The sequence below is a fragment of the Pseudomonas sp. 102515 genome (assembly GCF_031085165.1).
Classification (GTDB): Bacteria; Pseudomonadota; Gammaproteobacteria; order Pseudomonadales; family Pseudomonadaceae; genus Chryseomonas.
In genome coordinates, this window is sequence record NZ_JAVHTY010000002.1 from 616,494 (window position 1) to 633,131 (window position 16,638).

Below are 16,638 nucleotides of genomic sequence, written 5' to 3' on the forward strand. Positions count from 1 at the left end.
CGCCACTAGCGGGGCGGTGGCAGCGGCTGGTCAGCCTGCTCGCGATGGCGATTCTGCAAGCGGTTGACGATCGGGTAGAGCGCGAGGCCGATGCGCGCCAGCCGACCCACGGCGCCCAGGCGTTTGCCGAACAGCGACAGGAACACCGTGGCACCCAGCATCAGCGGCTTCTTCGCCGAGCTGGCCACCTTGTCCCGGTTCGGTCGCAACAGGTCACCGATGAGGCTGATGGGATTGTGTAGGGGCTGGGCGTTGTAGATCAGCTGCTGGCGATACATCTCCATGCGCAGCCGCACCAGTTCCTTGCGCTTCGCCTGGCTGGTGGCAGAGGTAAGCGGCTGGTTCATGGCAGTAGGCGCTCCCGATTGCGGTTGAGTTCTTCCAGGGTGGCATGGAAGGGCGCCGCACCCTTGACCAGGCTCAGGGCCCGCAGGACGCAGATCACCAGTGCCACGGCATAGAAGGCACACAGGCCCAGCGTGGCGGCCATGCGGTAGGTATCCCAGAAGGCGATGATGACCGCCGCCGAGACGCCAACCAGTACCAGCAGACCGAAGATCAGGCTCAGACCGGTAAAGAGGAACAGCTGGAAGGTACGGACCTTCTCTTCCTGAACCTCGATGCCCAGCAGTTCCAGGTGGCTCTGCAGCAGTCCTACCACTGCGCCGGCGAGACGCTTGACCGATGGCTTGGGCGCCTCGTCAGGCAGCTCCCGTGGAGGAGAGGAGGTGTCCATGGCAGTCCCCCAGGCTTAGCGGCGCGAGGCCAGCAGACCGATCAGGAAGCCGACGCCAGCAGCGATGCCGAGGGCCTTGAAGGGGTTCTCGACCACGTATTCCTCGGTGGTTTCCTTGGCTGCGACGCCCTGGCGATAGAGATCGTCCTGCTTGGTCTTGAGCACATCGCGGGAGCGCTCCAGGCTGGAGCTCAACTTGGCACGCAGTTCTTCCGCCTGCTCACCGGCCATGCTGGCGGTGTGCTTGAGCAGCTGCTCGGCGTCTGCCAGCAGGGTGTGGAATTCGTCGGTCAGTGCCTGCTCGGCCTCGCCCAGATGACGACGGACCCGGTCAGCGTTCTGCTTGTGTGCCTGCTCATCGATGTCAACGGCAAGCTCGTCTTTGATCACGGGAGGGGTTTTGTCGTTCATGGCGCGCTCCTGGTAGGCGATGGGTATCCGTTTCAGCCCTTTCGAGTGAACGTCCGAAGCAAAGGTTCCACCGGTCGGGGCGCCGACGGCGCCCTCCAGGCACCTTTACAGGGCTCGGAGGCGAGGGGTCCAAACGACCGTCAAGGGGGACGAATGGTCATACCTTATCGACTTTGTCTCGTTGAAAGTTCCGCAGCAAAACCCAATTAGAAGAGCTGGCTCACAAAATCGGGCACTAGCGCCATTGCTCGTCCTATTCAAGTGGAACGCTAGAACTTTGCTGTTTCTATCACTGTCAGTTGCGTCGTATTTGATCGTCCATGCACTTCTAGACAAATAAGAGGGGGAAGAATGGAAAACGCCATAGATAGACTGACTGCCGCTTTCAGTACTTATAAATGCTCGGTCACGGCGCCTCGCCCTGATGGCAGTATTGTGCTGACGGTACAGGATCAGCAGTGTGACGACGCACGGGTAAACCGGGTGGTCAGCGCCCGGCAACTGGGCGAGAGCCAGCTGCTGAAAACGGTAATCGACGAGGTTCGCAAGGACGTATCGCTGCGGGCCGGCGCACTGGCGCCGCAATCCATGGCGGTGCTGCGGGCCACGGGCGCCAACATGTTGAGATATTCCGAGTAACGACTCGGTTCGGAAAGCTTCAGCGCGAGACTTGCAGTACGGATGCCCTGGCATTCGTTGGTCTCGAGCGTTGAAGATTGAAGATGATGAACAAGCAGTTAGCGCTTCACCCGCAACTCTTGCCTCAGCTCTTGCACTTCAGCAGCCGGCATCCCGCACAGGGCAGCTGGGTGGCAGGCAGCTCATACATGGGGCAGGCGACGTCCACTACACCCCAGGACGGAAAGCCCTGTCCGGCTTGCACGGCGGCCAGCCGCGCACTGGCGATCACACCATTGAGCAGTTCCTCTTCCCGATACAGCGCCTGACGCAAGGCCGGCGAGCGATAGAGGATGCGTCCGCAGCGGTCCAGCAAGGTAAAGGAAAAGCGCCCGGTACGATCCGGCAGGGTCGGCCAGACCTTGAGCGGCGCCAGCTGCTCGTCAAGACGGGCGCAGGTGAGCTGGTACAGCGAGGCGCGTGGGGTGCGCAGCGAATCCGCCGCCTCCAAGCCATCGAGCAAGGTGACCGGACTCGGGCCCTGTAGCAGTCCGCCGCTGATGCCTTCCATGGTGTGCATAGTGCTGCTTCCTGCTCAGTTCGCGACGGTCAGACGATTCACGGTGCCGCTGCCACCCGCCAGCAAGGCCGTGACGCCATGACCTTCGTCGATGGCGATACCCAGGCGGATACTGTCGATCAATCGCGCGAGGCGGGTATGGTCATGCAGTTGCTGCTTGCTGATCAACCGCTTGACCTTGACGCCACTGTCGTCGGACAGCGTCAGGCTGACGCTGCCGTCGAGGCGCTCGATGCGGAAATTGACCCGGAAGTCATGCTCGAAAGCCGCGGCGATGAGTTGGAAAGGGTTGTCCATGACGTACCTGACTGGCGTGAGCGGGGTCAGTGCCATTGACTTCAAGGGGCTGGGGTAGTTCTGGAGCAGATCCCAGAAGTATGACCGACGGCCCGTTTCAGCCGCTCACCTGAAGTTCGCGCTCGCTCCAGCACTGGGCGAAAGCCGCGTGCCAGTCAGGTAGCGGCTCGCCCAGCACCGCTGCCAGCTTTTCGGTGGACAGCCGGGAATTGATGGGGCGATGGGCCGGGGTGGGATAGGAATGGCTGGGGATGGGATTGAGGCGGGCCTTCAGCTGACCGGTCTCGCGCAGGCGCTGGGCGATCCGCTCGGCGAATCCGAACCAGGAGGTGGTGCCGTTGGCCGTCAAGTGATAGGTGCCCCAGAGTTCGTCCTTGTCGCTGTAATCCAGCAGGCGGTCGGTGGCAGCGGCGATGGTGCGGGTCCAGGTGGGCGCGCCGATCTGGTCGTCGACGATGTTCAGTTCGTCGCGCTCGCTGAGCAGGCGCACCATGGTGCGCAGGAAGTTGTTGCCCTGCCAGGAATAGACCCAGCTGGTGCGCAGGATGAGGTGGCGCTCGGCGTGTTCGCGCACGGCGTTCTCGCCGGCCAGCTTGGTCCGGCCATAGACATTGAGGGGGCAGGTCGGATCCTCTTCCCGGTAACGACCATCCTTGCTGCCATCGAAGACGTAGTCGGTAGAGTAGTGGACCAGGGGGATGCCCAGCTGCTGGGCAGCCCGGGCGAAGACCTCGGGCACCCGCTCGTTGATCAGGGTGGCGGTCTGGGGATCGCTCTCGGCGGCGTCCACGGCGGTGTAGGCGGCGGCATTGATGATGACGTCGGGCTTCGCGGCCAGGACGCGTTCATGGAGCGCCTCCAGCTGGGTGAAGTCCACCTGGGCCCGGCCGATGACGGTTACCTGGGCCTTGGCGGCCAGTAGTTGTTGCAGCGCCTGAGACAGTTGGCCGTGTTGACCCGCGATAAAGACGTTCATGTGACTGAGCTATTCCAGAAGGGCTGGCGCGTCCATGCCTGATTGACAGGGTGGGCGTCGCCACGACAGCCCTGAGCAAAAGCAGGCAGTCTACCCGATGACCGGCAGAGGACAAGGCTAGCCTTTGGCCTGCGTACGGCCGCAGCTGTCGGCTCTAGCCTGCGGCCCGCCTTAAGGTACGGCTTCCCGGAAGGCTCGAGAAAATTTGTTTCACGAATACTTGACAATTGTGCGACGGCTCCAGGGTATCCGTTGGTCATTTTTACCTAGAGTTGTGCACAAGTTGTGCTAGCGCTTGTCAAGCCCCGTCTGGACCGGAGTTTTCCCTGCCGAAAATCCAGCTTTCGAATTAAGTTGTTGATTATGTTGAACTTATCAAAGTGATTAAAAAATGACCAACTTGTTTGAGGAGCCCGCAGAGCAAGGCTCCGGGTTCTTTTCCACCATGTTTTCAACAACGTTATCAACAGAAGCTGTGGATTGTTCCGTCTCTTTGCCTTCCGGCAACCTTAATCGACGCTGAACGAAAGGCCACTCGGGACCATGACCTGCCATCTATATGTTCCCTCAACCGGAGAGGGCCAGTTGCCGACTCAGCAAGGCGCGTAGCGAAGCCGGCTTGACCGGCTTGGGCAGGAAATCCAGTCGCGCCTGACGCACCCGCTCCAGGCATTCCGGACGACCATCGGCACTGATGACGATGCCGGGGATGTCCTGACCCAGGGCCTGGCGAATCCATTCGGCGACATCCGGACCGGTGTCGGCATCGCTCAGGTGATAGTCGACGATGAGTAGCCGCGGCACCACGCCCTGGGCGAGCAGCGCAGCGCATTCCTCGCGACTGCGTGCGGTCCAGACCTGGCAACCCCAGCGTCCCAGCAGGCTGCGCAGCCCGAGCAGGATGCTGTCTTCGTTGTCGATGCACAGCACCGGATCGCCGGCCAGGGGTTGGGCGGCTTCGCTGGCGGCGGCCGCCTGAATGGCTAGGGCGGGCGCCAGGGGCACCTTGACGCTGAAGACGCTGCCATGACCCGGCCAGGAGCGTACCGAAAGTTCGTGACCCAGCACCCGGCACAGGCGGTCGGCGATCGCCAGACCCAGGCCCAGGCCCTTTTCCGCGCGGGTCTGGTGGCTGTCCAGCCGCTTGAATTCCTCGAAGATCAGCTCCAGCTTGTCCGCCGGGATGCCGGGGCCGCTGTCCCAGACCTCCAGGCTCACCGTCTGGCCCTGGCGGCGCACGCCGAGCAATACCCGGCCATGGGCATATCTCAGGGCATTGGTGAGGAAGTTCTGCAGCACCCGCCGCAGCAACTTGCTGTCGCTGTTGACCACCAGCCGACTGCTGCGGATGCGCAGGCTGGTGCCCTGGTTCTGCGCCAGGGCCTTGAATTCGACGCCCAGGGCCTCGAACAGGGTGGCCAGTGAAAAGGGTGCCGGCGTGGCCAGGATGCGGCCGTTCTCCAGCCGCGAGATGTCCAGCAGATCGGCGATCAGGTCCTCGCTGGATCTCAGGGCGCTGTCCATGTTGCGCACCAGTTCCTGGGCTTCCTGGGCCAGGCCGTCCTGGTGGGCGAGGGCGGCGGTGAACAGGCGGGCGGCGCTCAGCGGCTGCATGAGGTCGTGGCTGACCGCGGTGAGAAAGCGGCTCTTGGACTGGTTGGCCGCTTCCGCATGAGCCTTGGCTTCCTCCAGCGCCTGGTTGAGCTGGGACAGTTCGCGGGTGCGTTCTTCCACGCGCTGCTCCAGGCCCTCGTTGGCTTCGCGCAGGGCACGCTCGGCTTCGCGGAAGGCGGTGATGTCGGTAAAGCTCATCACGAAGCCGCGCCCGGGCATGGGGCTGCCGATCAGCTCGATCACCCGACCATTGGGAAAGGTGCGTTCCGAGGTGTGGGGGATGCCCTGGCGCATCCGCTCCACCCGCCGGGCCACGTGCTCGTCGGGATCGCCCGGGCCGCAGAGGCCGCGCAGGGCGTTGTAGCGGATGATCTCGGCGATGGGGCGCCCCACCTGGATCATGCCGTCGGGATAGTCGAACAACTCCAGGTAGCGCTGGTTCCAGGCCACCAGGCGCAGCGACTGGTCGACCACGCTGAGGCCCTGGGAGATGTTCTCGATGGCGCCCTGCAGCAGCGCCCGGTTGAATTCCAGCACCTCCGAGGCTTCGTCGGCGATGCGCACCACGTCGTCGACCTGCATGTCACGGCCTTCGATGGCGGCCTTGACCACGGCGCGTGCCGAGGAGGCGCCGATCACCCCGGCCAGCAGGCGCTCGGTCTGGGCGATCCATTCGCTGTTGGCATTCATCGCGGGGTGATAGGTCAGGCCGCTCTGTTCGGCGAAGCGACTGAAGCTCAGGCGGGCGCGCTCGTCGCCGACGAAGCGGGCCGCGAGCAGCCGCAGGTCCTCCAGCTTGACCGCCAGCAGGGCGCGATTGCGCGGCCGGGGCAGGGCGTACTGGGCGATGAAACGCCCGGCTTGCCAGTACTCCGACACCCGGGTGCGCGAGAGCAGCGACACCAGCGCGAACAGCAGGAAGTTGCCGGCCAGGGAGACCAAGGCGCCGACGGTGGTCGGTTGCAGCGTCCGCTCCCCCGCGGGCTGCTCGAACCAGGCGAGGCCGGGAAAGGCCTGCAGCGGCCATTGCAGACTGGTGGCCACCACCGGCAGCACCATCAGATACCCCCAGAGCAATGCCCCGGCGGTGAGGCCGGCAAAGACACCGCGGCGATTGGCGGCCTTCCAGAACAGCGCCCCGACCATGGCCGGTCCGAGCTGGGCGATGGCGGCGAAGGCGATCTGGCCGATGGTGGCCAGGCTGGCATTGGAGCCCAGCAGGCGATAGCTGCAATAGGCCAATACCAGGATGACCACGATGCTGGCGCGGCGCACCGTGAGCATCCAGTGGCTGAACACCGCATGGGGACTCTCGACCTGGCCGCGGCGCTTGAGCAGCCAGGGCAGGACGATGTCGTTGGAGATCATGGTGGAGAGGGCGACGCAGGCGACGATCACCATGCCGGTGGCGGCCGAGGCGCCGCCCAGGAAGGCCAGCAAGGCCAGCCAGGGACGCTCCTGGGCCAGCGGCAGGCTGATGACGAAGGAGTCGGGCAGCACGCCGCCGGGCAGGTGCAGCTGGCCGGCCAGGGCGATGGGGATGACGAACAGGGCGGCCAGCGCCAGATAGAGCGGAAACACCCAGCGCGCCAGGTTGACGTCCCGGGTGTCGGTGTTTTCCACCACCGTGACATGGAACTGGCGCGGCAGGCACATCACGGCGATGAAGGCCACGCCGGTCTGGATCAGCAGGCCCGGCCAGTCCAGCGTCTCGCGCCAGTATTCCTGCAGTTGCGGCGCCTGCTGCGAACGGGCGAGCAGGTCGGCGAAGCCATCGTGCAGGCCATAGGTGACCCAGAGGCCGACGGCGATGAAGGCGGCGAGCTTGACCAGGGATTCGAAGGCGATCGCCAGCATCATGCCGCGATGGTGCTCGGTGACGTCCAGGTTGCGGGTGCCGAAGAGAATGGCGAAGACCGCCAGCACCAGGGAGACGAACAGCGCGGTGTCCTGGGCGCGGGTGTTCAGGGACTCGGCATTGATGCCGGTCAGCAGGTTGACGCCGATGACGATGCCCTTGAGCTGCAGCGCCAGGTAGGGCAGGACGCCGACCAGGCAGATCAACGCGACGACGATGGCCAGGGTCTGGGACTTGCCGTAGCGGGAGGCGATGAAGTCCGCGATGGAGGTGATGTTTTCCTTCTTGCTGATCAGCACCATCTTCTTGACCAGTTGCGGCGCCAGCAGCAGGAAGAGAATGGGTCCCAGGTAGATGGGCAGGAAGGACCAGAGCTGATCGGCCGCCTGGCCGACCGCGCCGAAGAAGGTCCAGCTGGTGCAGTAGACGGCCAGCGACAGGCTGTAGACCCAGGCCCGCAGGCGCGGCTTGAGCGGTGGCCGGCGGTCGCCGTAGAAAGCGATGGCGAACAGCAGGGCCAGATAGCCGAGGGTAACGGTGATGATCAGCCCGCTGGGCAGGGACATGGCGACTCCAGACATTCCAGGCGCCCATCGCGCCCGGACAAAGTGTCGCACCTCGGCCGCCAGACGTCAGTTCCGCCGCGTGAAGGGACGCCATGGGTTGAGCCGGACGGCTGGCCCTGTTAGGTTTGCGGGCTGATTCAAGCGAGAGAGACCGTCATGTTCCAAGCGCAGCCCATTTCCCTGCAACGTGGTGCGCTGCGCCTGGACCCCCTGGCGGAAGGTGACGTGCTGGAGCTGGTCAGCCTGGCCGAGCGCAATCGCGAAGCGCTGCATTACCTGAGCGGGCCCCTGCGTCCGGACTGGTATCGCCAGGCGCTGGCCGAGCAGCGCGAGGGACGCGCCTTGCCCTTCGCCGTGCGGATCGCCGACCGGCTGGTGGGCACCACCCGGTTCGCCGACTTCCTGCCGGCGCTTCCCGCCGCCGAGATCGGCTGGACCTGGCTCGACAGCGAGCAGCATGGCAGCGGGCTCAACGGCAACATCAAGTACCTGATGCTGCGCCATGCCTTCGAGCACTGGCAGCTGGTGCGCGTGCAGCTCAAGACCGCCGCGACCAATCTCAGATCCCAGGCGGCCATCGAGAAGCTGGGTGCGGTTCGCGAAGGCCTGCTGCGTCATCATCGACGGCTGGCGGATGGCCGTCTCGACGACACCGTGATGTACAGCATCACCGACCGTGAATGGCCCGAGGTGAAGGCGCGCCTGGAGGCGTCCTTCAACTAGCGGTGGCGCCTGGCCTACCGTTCGTCGGCAGCCGCCCGCAGCGGTAGAGCGGCACCCTGTCTACGTCGCTTGTCTGGCGCCGGTAATCCAGCGTAGCCGTTTTCCCGAGCCAACAGTTTTCCGTGAAACGGCCGACATGCCTGCTCAATGGCAAGAATTCGCCTGTCTCCTTTTGCGGATCGCTGTATGTCTTCACTGTCGCCTTCCTCTGCGCTGCGTACGCTGCGGGTCGTCTGGCCCTTCGTCATCATCCTGTCCTGCCAGGCGCTGGTCGCCATCGTCAGCCTGCAATTGCTGTCGACGGTGCGCGCCTACGTTTCCGCGGAAAGCCTGTGGAGCAAGAGCCTCGGCAACGCCATGCTGTCGCTCGGTGCCTACCTGGATGAGGGGCGACCGGAGTCCTATCGGGATTACCAGGCGTCCATTAGCGTCAACGATCTCGACCGGGCGGCGCGGCAGGAGCTGGATACCGACGGCAGTCCTGCCGAAGCGGGGCGCCTGTTGCGCCTGGCGGGCAACGATGCCGACGACATCGCTGGCCTCATCACGCTGTTTCGCCTGGCGCGGCATATAGAACCCTTCGAAGGGGTGATCGCCCGCTGGCAGATCACCGATCCCTACATGGACGAATTCCAGGCCCTGGCGCGCACCGGCTTCGAGTTGATCAGGCTGCAGGGGCCGGGGCCGGCGCTGATCCCGCTGAAACGCCAGCTGCTGGATCTGCATGACCGGATGATGCCGGAAACGGTGGCCTTCTCGGTGCGCCTGGGGGTGGCCTCGCGCCAGTTGGTCGAGGCGCTGTTCATTGCCAACGTCCTGGTCGGCGCCCTGCTGGTGCTCCTGGCGCTCTGGCGCATGCACAGCCTGGTGCAGCAGCGCTGGCGCTCCGAGCGGGCGCTGCAGGCCGAAAAGGAACATATCCAGGTCATCCTGGCTTCCCTCGGCGATGCGGTACTGGCGCTGAACGCCCAGGGACGCCTGCTCTATCACAACCCGGCGGCGGAGCGCCTGCTGGCGCGGTCGGGGCTGGCCGCGGGCACGCCCGTCACCCACCTGTTCGATATCCAGACCGAGGATCAGCCGGCGTCGACCCGACCGCTGGCCGAGCGCTTGCGCAGCCAGGACTGGTTGGCGGGCAACGAGCCCCTGGCGCACCAGCTGGTGCGCGTCGACGGCACCCGGGTGCCCGTGGCCCTGACGGTGACCATGCTGCCGCGGGACGAATCCGGTACCGGGGTGGTGCTGGTGATGCACGACCAGACCCGCGAGCGCGCCTTCCTGCATGATCTGGCCTGGCAGGCCAGTCACGATGCCCTCACCGGGCTGCTCAATCGCCGCGAATTCGAGACCCGTCTGGAGCGCCTGCTGGCGCGCGAGGACCTGGCCTGTGCCTCGCTGCTGTTCATCGATCTGGACCAGTTCAAGATCGTCAACGACACCTCCGGTCATTTCCATGGCGATCGCCTGCTGCGCCAGCTGTGCGAATTGCTCGGTCAGCAGTTGGGCGAGGAGGACTGCCTGGCACGGTTGGGCGGTGACGAATTCGGCGTGCTGCTGGAGAACCGTACGCCCGCGCAGGTCGAGGCGGTCGCCGAGCGCCTGCGTTGCTGCGTGGGTACCCTGCAATTCGAAGCGGCCGGTCAGGGCTTTCGGGTCGGATTGAGCATCGGCGTGGTGCACCTGGGCGGTCAGGCCCTGGCGCCCGAGGAGGCGCTGCGCCTGGCGGACCTGGCCTGCTACGCGGCCAAGGACAAGGGACGCAATCGCATCCAGGTCTTCGCCCCGGGCGATGTGGAGCTGGACCAGCGCCATGGCGAGATGGCCTGGGTGCAGCGCCTGCACCGGGCGCTGGCCGAGGACCGCTTCCGCCTGTATGTCCAGCCGATCCTGGGGCTGGGCCAGGAGACCGCTGCGGATCGCCATGTGGAGGTGCTTATGCGACTTGAAGAAGGCGAGCGGCTGATCGCGCCGGGCGCCTTCATCCCGGCGGCGGAGCGCTATGGGTTGATGCCGGACCTGGATCGCTGGGTGATCGCCGCGGCGCTGGCGCGTTTCGCCGAACTGCCCGACGGGCTGCTCGACACCCTTGCCATCAACCTGTCCGGGCATTCGCTGGGCGAGGCGGGGCTGGCGGATTTCGTCAGGGAGCAGCTGCAACGCTGGCAGATCGCGCCGGCGCGGATCTGTTTCGAGATCACCGAGACCAGTGCCGTGGCCAACCTGGATGCGGCACGCCAGTTCATGGACGAGTTGCGCGGCCTGGGGGTGAGATTCTCCCTGGACGACTTCGGTGCCGGGATGTCGTCCTTCACCTATCTCAAGCACCTGCCGGTGGACTACCTGAAGATCGATGGCAGCTTCGTTCGCCATCTGCTGGAGGATGCGGTGGACAGCGCCATGGTCGAGGCGATCAACCAGCTGGGCCATCTCACCGGCAAGAAGACCATCGCCGAATTCGCCGAGAACCCGGCGGTGGTAGCGGCGCTGGCCGCGCTGGAGGTCGACTATGCCCAGGGCTACGGCATCGCCCGGCCGCAGCCCTTCACCGAAGCCACCTGCCAGGCGCTGGTCCGGCAGGTGTGGCGCGAGCCCTCAGGGGCGGACGTCGTCCTTGAAGCGGCGGAAGAGGGTGGCCAGTAGCGCCCCAGAGATGTTGTGCCAGACGCTGAACAGGGCGCTGGGGACCGCGGCCAGCGGTGAGAAATGCGCCGTGGCCAGGGCGGCGCCAAGCCCGGAATTCTGCATGCCGACCTCCAGGGCCAGGGATTTGCGCTGGGCCACCGGCAGCTTGCAGAACTTGCCGGTGAGATAGCCGAGCAGGAAGCCGAAGCCGTTGTGCAGGATCACCACCGCCATGATCAGCAGCCCGGATTCGGCGATGCGCGCCTGGCTGGCAGCCACCACCGCGGCGACGATCACCACGATGCTCACCACCGAGGCCAGCGGCAGCACCTCCACCAGGGCGCCGACGCGCTGGCCGAGCAGGCGCTGGGCGACGAGGCCCAGGGCGATGGGCAGCAGCACCACCTGCAGGATCGACCAGAACAAGCCGTCAAAGGAGATCGGCAGCCAGGTGGACGCCAGCAGCCAGATGAGCGCCGGGGTCAGCAGGGGGGCGAGCAGGGTGGTCACCGCGGCGATGGCCACCGACAGCGCCAGGTCGCCCTTGGCCAGCCAGGTCATGACGTTGGACGCCGTCCCGCTGGGGCAGCAGCCGACCAGGATGACGCCCACGGCGATCTCCGGCGGCAGATGGAACAGCTGGCAGAGCGCCCAGGCCACGCCCGGCATGATGACGAAGTGCGCCACCACGCCCAGCAGCACCCGCCAGGGATGGCGGCCGACCGCGGCGAAGTCCTCGACCTTGAGGGTCAGGCCCATGCCGAACATGATCACCCCCAGCAGCGGCACGATGGCCACGCTCAGCGGCTTGAACGCCGCGGGGGCGAAGAACGCCAACAGGGCGGCGAGCAGCACCCAGAAGGCGAAGGTATTGCCGACGAAGCGGCTGAAGGCGGCCAGGGCGCGCATGGCAAACTCCTTTTCGAGAGGGCAGAAAAAAGGCCGGTCTGCGCCGGCCTTGATTGGAGCTTACAGTCCCTGGGGCAGCTCTTCACCACCCAGGGCTTCGATCAGCTGTGGCAGGAATTCCGCCAGGGTCATCATCATCAGCACGAAGCTGGCGTCCTGCTGGCCGAGGGCGTCTTCGCCGCCGTCCTGTTCGGCCTGGTCCTGCAGGAGGTCCTCGAACTTCAGCCGCTTGATGGTGACCTTGTCGTCCAGCAGCAGGGCCAGCTTGTCCTGCCAGGCCAGGGCCAGCTTGGTGACCAGCTTGCCGGCGCCCAGGTGGTTCTGGATCTCTTCGCTGGTCAGGTCCTGACCCTTGCAGCGCACCACGCCGCCGTCTTCGCCGGCATCGCGCAGCTCGCACTCGTCGAGGATGTAGAGGCCATGGGTGGCGTCACCGGCCTTGACCCAGTCGGTGAAGGTGGCCATCGGTGCCTGCTTCACGCCCAGCGGACGCACCGGCAGCGAGCCCAGGGCATCGCGCAGGGTGGAAAGCAGGTCCTCGGCGCGCTTGGCGCTGGAGGCGTCGACCAGGATCCAGCCCTGCTTGGGATCGATGGCGGCATAGGTGGTCTGACGACGGATGAAAGCGCGCGGCATGAAGGCCTGGACGATCTCGTCCTTGATCTGCTCCTTCTCCTTCTTGTAGACCTTGCGCATCTGCTGGTTTTCGATCTCGTCGACCTTTTCCTGCACGGCTTCCTTGACCACGCTGCTGGGCAGGATGCGTTCTTCCTTGCGCGCGGCGATCAGGAAGAAGCCCTGGCTTTCGTGCACCAGCGGCAGGTCCGGGCCCTTGCCGAAGGGGGCGACGAAACCATAGGTGGACAATTCCTGGCTGGCGCAGGGGCGGGCCGGCTTGGCGGCGAGGGCGGCTTCGAGGGCTTCGGTCTCGAAGGCGACTTCCTGGGTGAGACGGTAGACGAGCAGATTACGGAACCACATGGTGTCACTCCCAAAAACGAAGCGCGCATTATCCGCGTCGTCCGCCCCGGAGGCCAACCCCGGATCGCGGTGGTCGTCGGGAATGCGCGCTTTCTCCGGTTGCGCGGGCGGGCAGCGCTAAGCCTTTGGAAGTGCGGGAAATTTTTTTTCAAAAAGGGGTTGCCAGGTCGTAAGCCCCTCCGTAGAATGCGCCCCACTTCGAGAGCAAACGGGTGATTAGCTCAGCTGGGAGAGCATCTGCCTTACAAGCAGAGGGTCGGCGGTTCGATCCCGTCATCACCCACCACTCGAGGTAATGCGCAGCGGTAGTTCAGTCGGTTAGAATACCGGCCTGTCACGCCGGGGGTCGCGGGTTCGAGTCCCGTCCGCTGCGCCATTTAAAGGTTGTCTGGTCCTGAACGCCAGCAGCCATCGAAGAGCGGCCCTGGTGGCCGCTTTTTCGTTTGGGCGCGATTTTTCTGGTCGTGTCCTCCGGTGCCTTCCTTTCCTTCCTGGCGCTCCTGTCGCGCGATCTGCCAGCAGGCGGGTCGAGGCGTGCGCCTGGACGCGTGGAAAACGCTGCGCGGTTTTCCCCGCTACGGCGGTTGTTGGGGCTTCGACGATGGAGCTGTCTCAACCCAACCTACAGAAAGGGTGCGTCCTTGCAGGTTGGGTTAGGCGCAGTGAAGCCCAACAGGACTGTCAGCCCCGCACCGCATCCAGCACCGCTTCCAGCGGATGGCGCAGGCGGCGGTCGTCGATGCGCTTGACCTGGCTGCGGCAGGAATAGCCGGTGGCCAGGGCTTCGCCCTGTTCCGCCGGAACCGCCAGGGCGCGGGCCCAGGACTGGTCGTAGATCACCTTGGAGGTCGCCAGGTTGCGTGCCTCGTGGCCGTAGGTGCCGGACATGCCGCAGCACCCGGTGCTTTCCGGCTTGAGGCCCAGGCCCAGGCGTTCGAACACCTGCTGCCACTGGCTGACGCTGGCCGGGGCGTTGGTCTTCTCGGTGCAGTGGCCGAGCAGGCGGTAGACCTTGTCGCCGACCACTTTCTTGTCTCCCGGCAACACCTGCAGCAACCACTCCTGGGGCAGCAGGACCTCGGGCATCCGGGCGATGCCGGGGACCTTGGGGTATTCCTGGCGATAGACCAGGGTCATGGCCGGATCGAGACCGACCAGCTTGACGCCGAAGCCGGCCAGACTGGCGAGCCCTGCCGCGTTGCGCCGCGCCGTGCGCTCGAAGGCGCCAAGGAAGCCCTGTACCTGCAGCGGCTTGCCATTGGCGCGATAGGGCGCGAGGAACACCCGCTGGCCGAGCCGCGCGGCCAGCTCGAGGAAGGCGGCGGTGAGCGGCGTCTCGAAGTAGCGGGTGAAGGCGTCCTGGACCAGCACCAGGGTCTTGGCGCGTTCTTCATCGCTCAGGGCCAGCAGCCGCTCGGGGGTGGCGATCTGTACCTGCCATTGATGCATGACCGGTACCAGGTCGAAACGGCTGAGCAGGGGGCTGTCGACCATACCGATGCGCTCGGCGAACAGCCGCTGGATGGGCGTGGCACCCATGATGGCGTTGTAGAGCCCCGGCGCATGGGCGAACAGTGGCAGGCTGAACTCCAGGGAGCCGATCAGGTAGTCGCGCAGGGGGCGCAGGTAGCGACGGTGGTAGAGCTCGAGAAAGCGCGAACGGAATTCCGGCACATTGACCTTGATCGGGCACTGGCCCGCGCAGGATTTGCACGCCAGGCAGCCGGCCATGGCGTCATAGACCTCGTGGGAGAAGTCCGCCTCGGCCTGGCGGCCATTGCGCCAGCGCTGGGGCAGGGCCTTGAGCCAGTTCAGGGTGCCACGCGGGGCCGGAGCCAAAACGTCGATGCCGGCCTGGCCCTGCAGGCGCAGCCATTCGCGGATCAGGGACGCCCGGCCCTTGGGCGAGTGGATGCGCTGGCGGGTGGCCTTCCAGGACGGGCACATGGCGTCGTCGGGATCGTAGTTGTAGCAGGCGCCGTTGCCGTTGCAGTGCATGGCGGTGCCGTAGCTCTGCCAGACGCGCTCGTCGAGGGTGCGGTCCAGCTCGCCCCTGAGGGTCACGCCATCGACCTTGAGCAGCTCGGCACCACTGGCGAGCGGCGTGGCGATCTTGCCCGGGTTGAGCTGGTTGTGCGGATCGAAGGCCCCCTTGAGCGCCTGCAGCGCGGGGTAGAGGTCACCGAAGAAGGCCGGCGCGTATTCCGAGCGCACGCCCTTGCCATGTTCGCCCCAGAGCAGGCCGCCGTATTTTTGCGTCAGCGCGGCCACCTGGTCGGAGATCGGCCGCACCAGCGCCGCCTGGCGTGGATCCTTGAGATCCAGCGCCGGACGCACGTGCAGCACCCCGGCGTCGACATGGCCGAACATGCCGTATTGCAGGTTGTGGCCGTCGAGCAGGGCACGGAATTCGGCGATGAAGTCGGCCAGGCGCTCCGGCGGCACCGCGGTGTCCTCGACGAAGGGCTGCGGGCGGATCTCGCCCTGGACATTGCCCAGGAGGCCCACCGCGCGCTTGCGCATGGTGTAGACGCGGGTCACGGCGTTGCGGCCGATGGCCAGGGTGTGGCCCAGGCGCTCGACGGTATCGTCCTGGCGCAGGTGCTCGAGAAAGCCCTGGACGCGGGCATCCACTTCTTCGGGATTGTCGCCGCTGAATTCCACCAGGTTGATGCCCAGGGTGGGGCGCGCGACGTCTTCGGGAAAATACTCCGCCACGCTGTGCCAGACGATGTCCTGCATGGCCAGCAGGAGCACCTTGGAATCCACCGTCTCGATGGACAGTGGCTGCAATTCGATCAGGGCGCGGGCGTCGCGCAGGGCGTCCATGAAGCTGGCGTAGCGGACGTTGACCAGCACCGAATACTTGGGAATCGGCAGGACGTTGAGCGTGGCCTCGGCGATGAAGGCCAGCGAGCCTTCGGCGCCGCAGAGCACACTGTTGAGGTTGAAGCGGCCATCGGGCTCGACCAGATGCGCCAGGTCATAGCCGGTCAGGCAGCGATTGAGCTTGGGAAAGCGCGCCTCGATCAGTTCGGCCTGGTTCTCGGCGATGTCCCGCGCGCAGCGGTAGACGGCGCCGGTGCGGTCGTCGCGGGCGCAGAGGGCGTCCAGTTCGGCGTTGTCCACCGGGCGACTCTGCAGGCGCTCGCCGCCGACCAGGTAGGCATCCAGTTCCAGCACGTGGTTGCGGGTCTTGCCGTAGGTCACGCTGCCCTGACCGCTGGCGTCGGTGTTGATCATGCCGCCGATGGTGGCGCGGTTGGAGGTGGACAGTTCCGGTGCGAAGAACAGGCCGTGGGGCCGGAGCGCGGCGTTGAGCTGGTCCTTGACCACGCCGGCCTGGACCCGCACCCAGCCCTCCGCGACGTTGATCTCGAGGATCTTGTTCAGGTGGCGGGAGAGGTCGACCACGATGCCGTCGGTGAGGGACTGGCCGTTGGTGCCGGTGCCGCCGCCGCGCGGGGTCAGGACCACACCCTGGAAGCGCGCCTCGCCCATCAGCGTGGCCAGGCGCTGGACATCGGCGCTGTCCCGGGGGAAGACCGCCGCCTGGGGCAGGCGCTGATAGATGGAGTTGTCGGTGGCCATGACCGTGCGGCTGGCATGGTCCAGCGCGATCTCGCCCTGGAAGCCGCTGGCGGCGAGGGTGGTCAGGAAGTCGGTGTAGGCGGCGGCGAGGGGCGCCGGGGCCGGCAGGCGGGCGATCATGTTCATCAGGCGGGCTCTCTGGCGGCGGACGGCCGT

13 protein-coding genes and 2 tRNA genes are annotated in these 16,638 nt (G+C 65.7%); 5 read left to right on the top strand and 10 right to left on the bottom strand.

What is annotated here, in order from left to right; translation table 11 throughout:
• Nucleotides 1-5 precede the first annotated feature (5 nt).
• From RCF34_RS09845 to RCF34_RS09855, 3 genes are read right to left on the bottom strand one after another with little or no spacing between them, the layout of a single operon-like run.
• Nucleotides 6-347 carry a hypothetical protein gene (locus RCF34_RS09845; protein WP_308707993.1) on the bottom strand — a complete coding sequence of 114 codons (342 nt, stop codon included), beginning with the start codon at nt 345-347 and terminating at the stop codon, nt 6-8.
• Nucleotides 344-736 carry a phage holin family protein gene (locus RCF34_RS09850; protein WP_308707994.1) on the bottom strand — a complete coding sequence of 131 codons (393 nt, stop codon included), beginning with the start codon at nt 734-736 and terminating at the stop codon, nt 344-346. The genes RCF34_RS09845 and RCF34_RS09850 overlap by 4 nt, the downstream gene beginning before the upstream one ends.
• A gap of 15 nt (nt 737-751) precedes the next feature.
• Nucleotides 752-1,147, bottom strand: a complete 396-nt coding sequence (locus RCF34_RS09855; protein WP_308707995.1) for a DUF883 family protein — start codon at nt 1,145-1,147, stop codon at nt 752-754.
• Nucleotides 1,148-1,498: 351 nt separating this feature from the next.
• Between RCF34_RS09855 and RCF34_RS09860 the strand changes: the two genes are divergently transcribed.
• The gene (locus RCF34_RS09860) at nt 1,499-1,786 is read left to right on the top strand and encodes a DUF3509 domain-containing protein (RefSeq protein ID WP_007159080.1); all 288 of its coding nucleotides are present in this window, start codon (nt 1,499-1,501) and stop codon (nt 1,784-1,786) included.
• A 124-nt stretch (nt 1,787-1,910) separates the two neighbouring features.
• Here RCF34_RS09860 and RCF34_RS09865 read toward each other — a convergent pair whose 3' ends face one another.
• The 4 genes from RCF34_RS09865 to RCF34_RS09880 all read right to left on the bottom strand — a co-directional run bounded on the left by RCF34_RS09865 (nt 1,911) and on the right by RCF34_RS09880 (nt 7,656).
• Complete coding sequence (locus RCF34_RS09865; protein ID WP_308707996.1) at nt 1,911-2,345, bottom strand: hypothetical protein; 435 nt, start codon at nt 2,343-2,345, stop codon at nt 1,911-1,913.
• Nucleotides 2,346-2,360: 15 nt separating this feature from the next.
• Nucleotides 2,361-2,642, bottom strand: coding sequence for a DUF3509 domain-containing protein (locus RCF34_RS09870; RefSeq protein ID WP_064306571.1), 282 nt, complete (start codon nt 2,640-2,642; stop codon nt 2,361-2,363).
• Nucleotides 2,643-2,739: 97 nt separating this feature from the next.
• On the bottom strand, nt 2,740-3,618 hold the full coding sequence (rfbD, locus tag RCF34_RS09875) for a dTDP-4-dehydrorhamnose reductase (protein WP_308707997.1): 879 nt from the start codon (nt 3,616-3,618) through the stop codon (nt 2,740-2,742).
• A gap of 567 nt (nt 3,619-4,185) precedes the next feature.
• The gene (locus RCF34_RS09880) at nt 4,186-7,656 is read right to left on the bottom strand and encodes a NahK/ErcS family hybrid sensor histidine kinase/response regulator (protein ID WP_308707998.1); all 3,471 of its coding nucleotides are present in this window, start codon (nt 7,654-7,656) and stop codon (nt 4,186-4,188) included.
• A 156-nt stretch (nt 7,657-7,812) separates the two neighbouring features.
• Between RCF34_RS09880 and RCF34_RS09885 the strand changes: the two genes are divergently transcribed.
• Complete coding sequence (locus tag RCF34_RS09885; RefSeq protein WP_027596845.1) at nt 7,813-8,379, top strand: GNAT family N-acetyltransferase; 567 nt, start codon at nt 7,813-7,815, stop codon at nt 8,377-8,379.
• Nucleotides 8,380-8,565: 186 nt separating this feature from the next.
• Nucleotides 8,566-11,019, top strand: coding sequence for an EAL domain-containing protein (locus RCF34_RS09890; protein WP_308707999.1), 2,454 nt, complete (start codon nt 8,566-8,568; stop codon nt 11,017-11,019).
• On the opposite strand, the gene RCF34_RS09895 is transcribed toward RCF34_RS09890, so the two are convergent.
• The gene (locus RCF34_RS09895) at nt 10,972-11,910 is read right to left on the bottom strand and encodes a bile acid:sodium symporter family protein (RefSeq protein WP_308708000.1); all 939 of its coding nucleotides are present in this window, start codon (nt 11,908-11,910) and stop codon (nt 10,972-10,974) included. The genes RCF34_RS09890 and RCF34_RS09895 overlap by 48 nt on opposite strands.
• Before the next feature lie 60 nt (nt 11,911-11,970).
• On the bottom strand, nt 11,971-12,891 hold the full coding sequence (gene rdgC, locus RCF34_RS09900; RefSeq protein ID WP_308708001.1) for a recombination-associated protein RdgC: 921 nt from the start codon (nt 12,889-12,891) through the stop codon (nt 11,971-11,973).
• Between the two features lie 210 nt (nt 12,892-13,101).
• Between rdgC and RCF34_RS09905 the strand changes: the two genes are divergently transcribed.
• Together RCF34_RS09905 and RCF34_RS09910 are read left to right on the top strand one after the other, a co-directional pair.
• Nucleotides 13,102-13,177 (top strand) — tRNA-Val (locus RCF34_RS09905).
• A gap of 13 nt (nt 13,178-13,190) precedes the next feature.
• Nucleotides 13,191-13,267, top strand: a tRNA-Asp gene (locus RCF34_RS09910).
• 305 nt (nt 13,268-13,572) lie between these two features.
• On the opposite strand, the gene RCF34_RS09915 is transcribed toward RCF34_RS09910, so the two are convergent.
• A complete protein-coding gene (locus tag RCF34_RS09915) occupies nt 13,573-16,602 on the bottom strand; it encodes an FAD-binding and (Fe-S)-binding domain-containing protein (protein ID WP_308708264.1) in 3,030 nt (1,009 codons plus the stop codon).
• Between the last annotated feature and the right edge of the window lie 36 nt (nt 16,603-16,638).

Bases quoted from the DNA above. Each gene is read 5' to 3' on its own strand.
- RCF34_RS09860 (WP_007159080.1), top strand. From the start codon at position 1,499: ATGGAAAACGCCATAGATAGACTGACTGCCGCTTTCAGTACTTATAAA.
- rfbD (WP_308707997.1), bottom strand. From the start codon at position 3,618: ATGAACGTCTTTATCGCGGGTCAACACGGCCAACTGTCTCAGGCGCTG.
- RCF34_RS09855 (WP_308707995.1), bottom strand. From the start codon at position 1,147: ATGAACGACAAAACCCCTCCCGTGATCAAAGACGAGCTTGCCGTTGAC.
- RCF34_RS09870 (WP_064306571.1), bottom strand. From the start codon at position 2,642: ATGGACAACCCTTTCCAACTCATCGCCGCGGCTTTCGAGCATGACTTC.
- RCF34_RS09915 (WP_308708264.1), bottom strand. From the start codon at position 16,602: ATGATCGCCCGCCTGCCGGCCCCGGCGCCCCTCGCCGCCGCCTACACC.
- RCF34_RS09865 (WP_308707996.1), bottom strand. From the start codon at position 2,345: ATGCACACCATGGAAGGCATCAGCGGCGGACTGCTACAGGGCCCGAGT.
- RCF34_RS09845 (WP_308707993.1), bottom strand. From the start codon at position 347: ATGAACCAGCCGCTTACCTCTGCCACCAGCCAGGCGAAGCGCAAGGAA.
- RCF34_RS09885 (WP_027596845.1), top strand. From the start codon at position 7,813: ATGTTCCAAGCGCAGCCCATTTCCCTGCAACGTGGTGCGCTGCGCCTG.
- RCF34_RS09895 (WP_308708000.1), bottom strand. From the start codon at position 11,910: ATGCGCGCCCTGGCCGCCTTCAGCCGCTTCGTCGGCAATACCTTCGCC.
- RCF34_RS09850 (WP_308707994.1), bottom strand. From the start codon at position 736: ATGGACACCTCCTCTCCTCCACGGGAGCTGCCTGACGAGGCGCCCAAG.
- RCF34_RS09890 (WP_308707999.1), top strand. From the start codon at position 8,566: ATGTCTTCACTGTCGCCTTCCTCTGCGCTGCGTACGCTGCGGGTCGTC.
- RCF34_RS09880 (WP_308707998.1), bottom strand. From the start codon at position 7,656: ATGTCCCTGCCCAGCGGGCTGATCATCACCGTTACCCTCGGCTATCTG.
- rdgC (WP_308708001.1), bottom strand. From the start codon at position 12,891: ATGTGGTTCCGTAATCTGCTCGTCTACCGTCTCACCCAGGAAGTCGCC.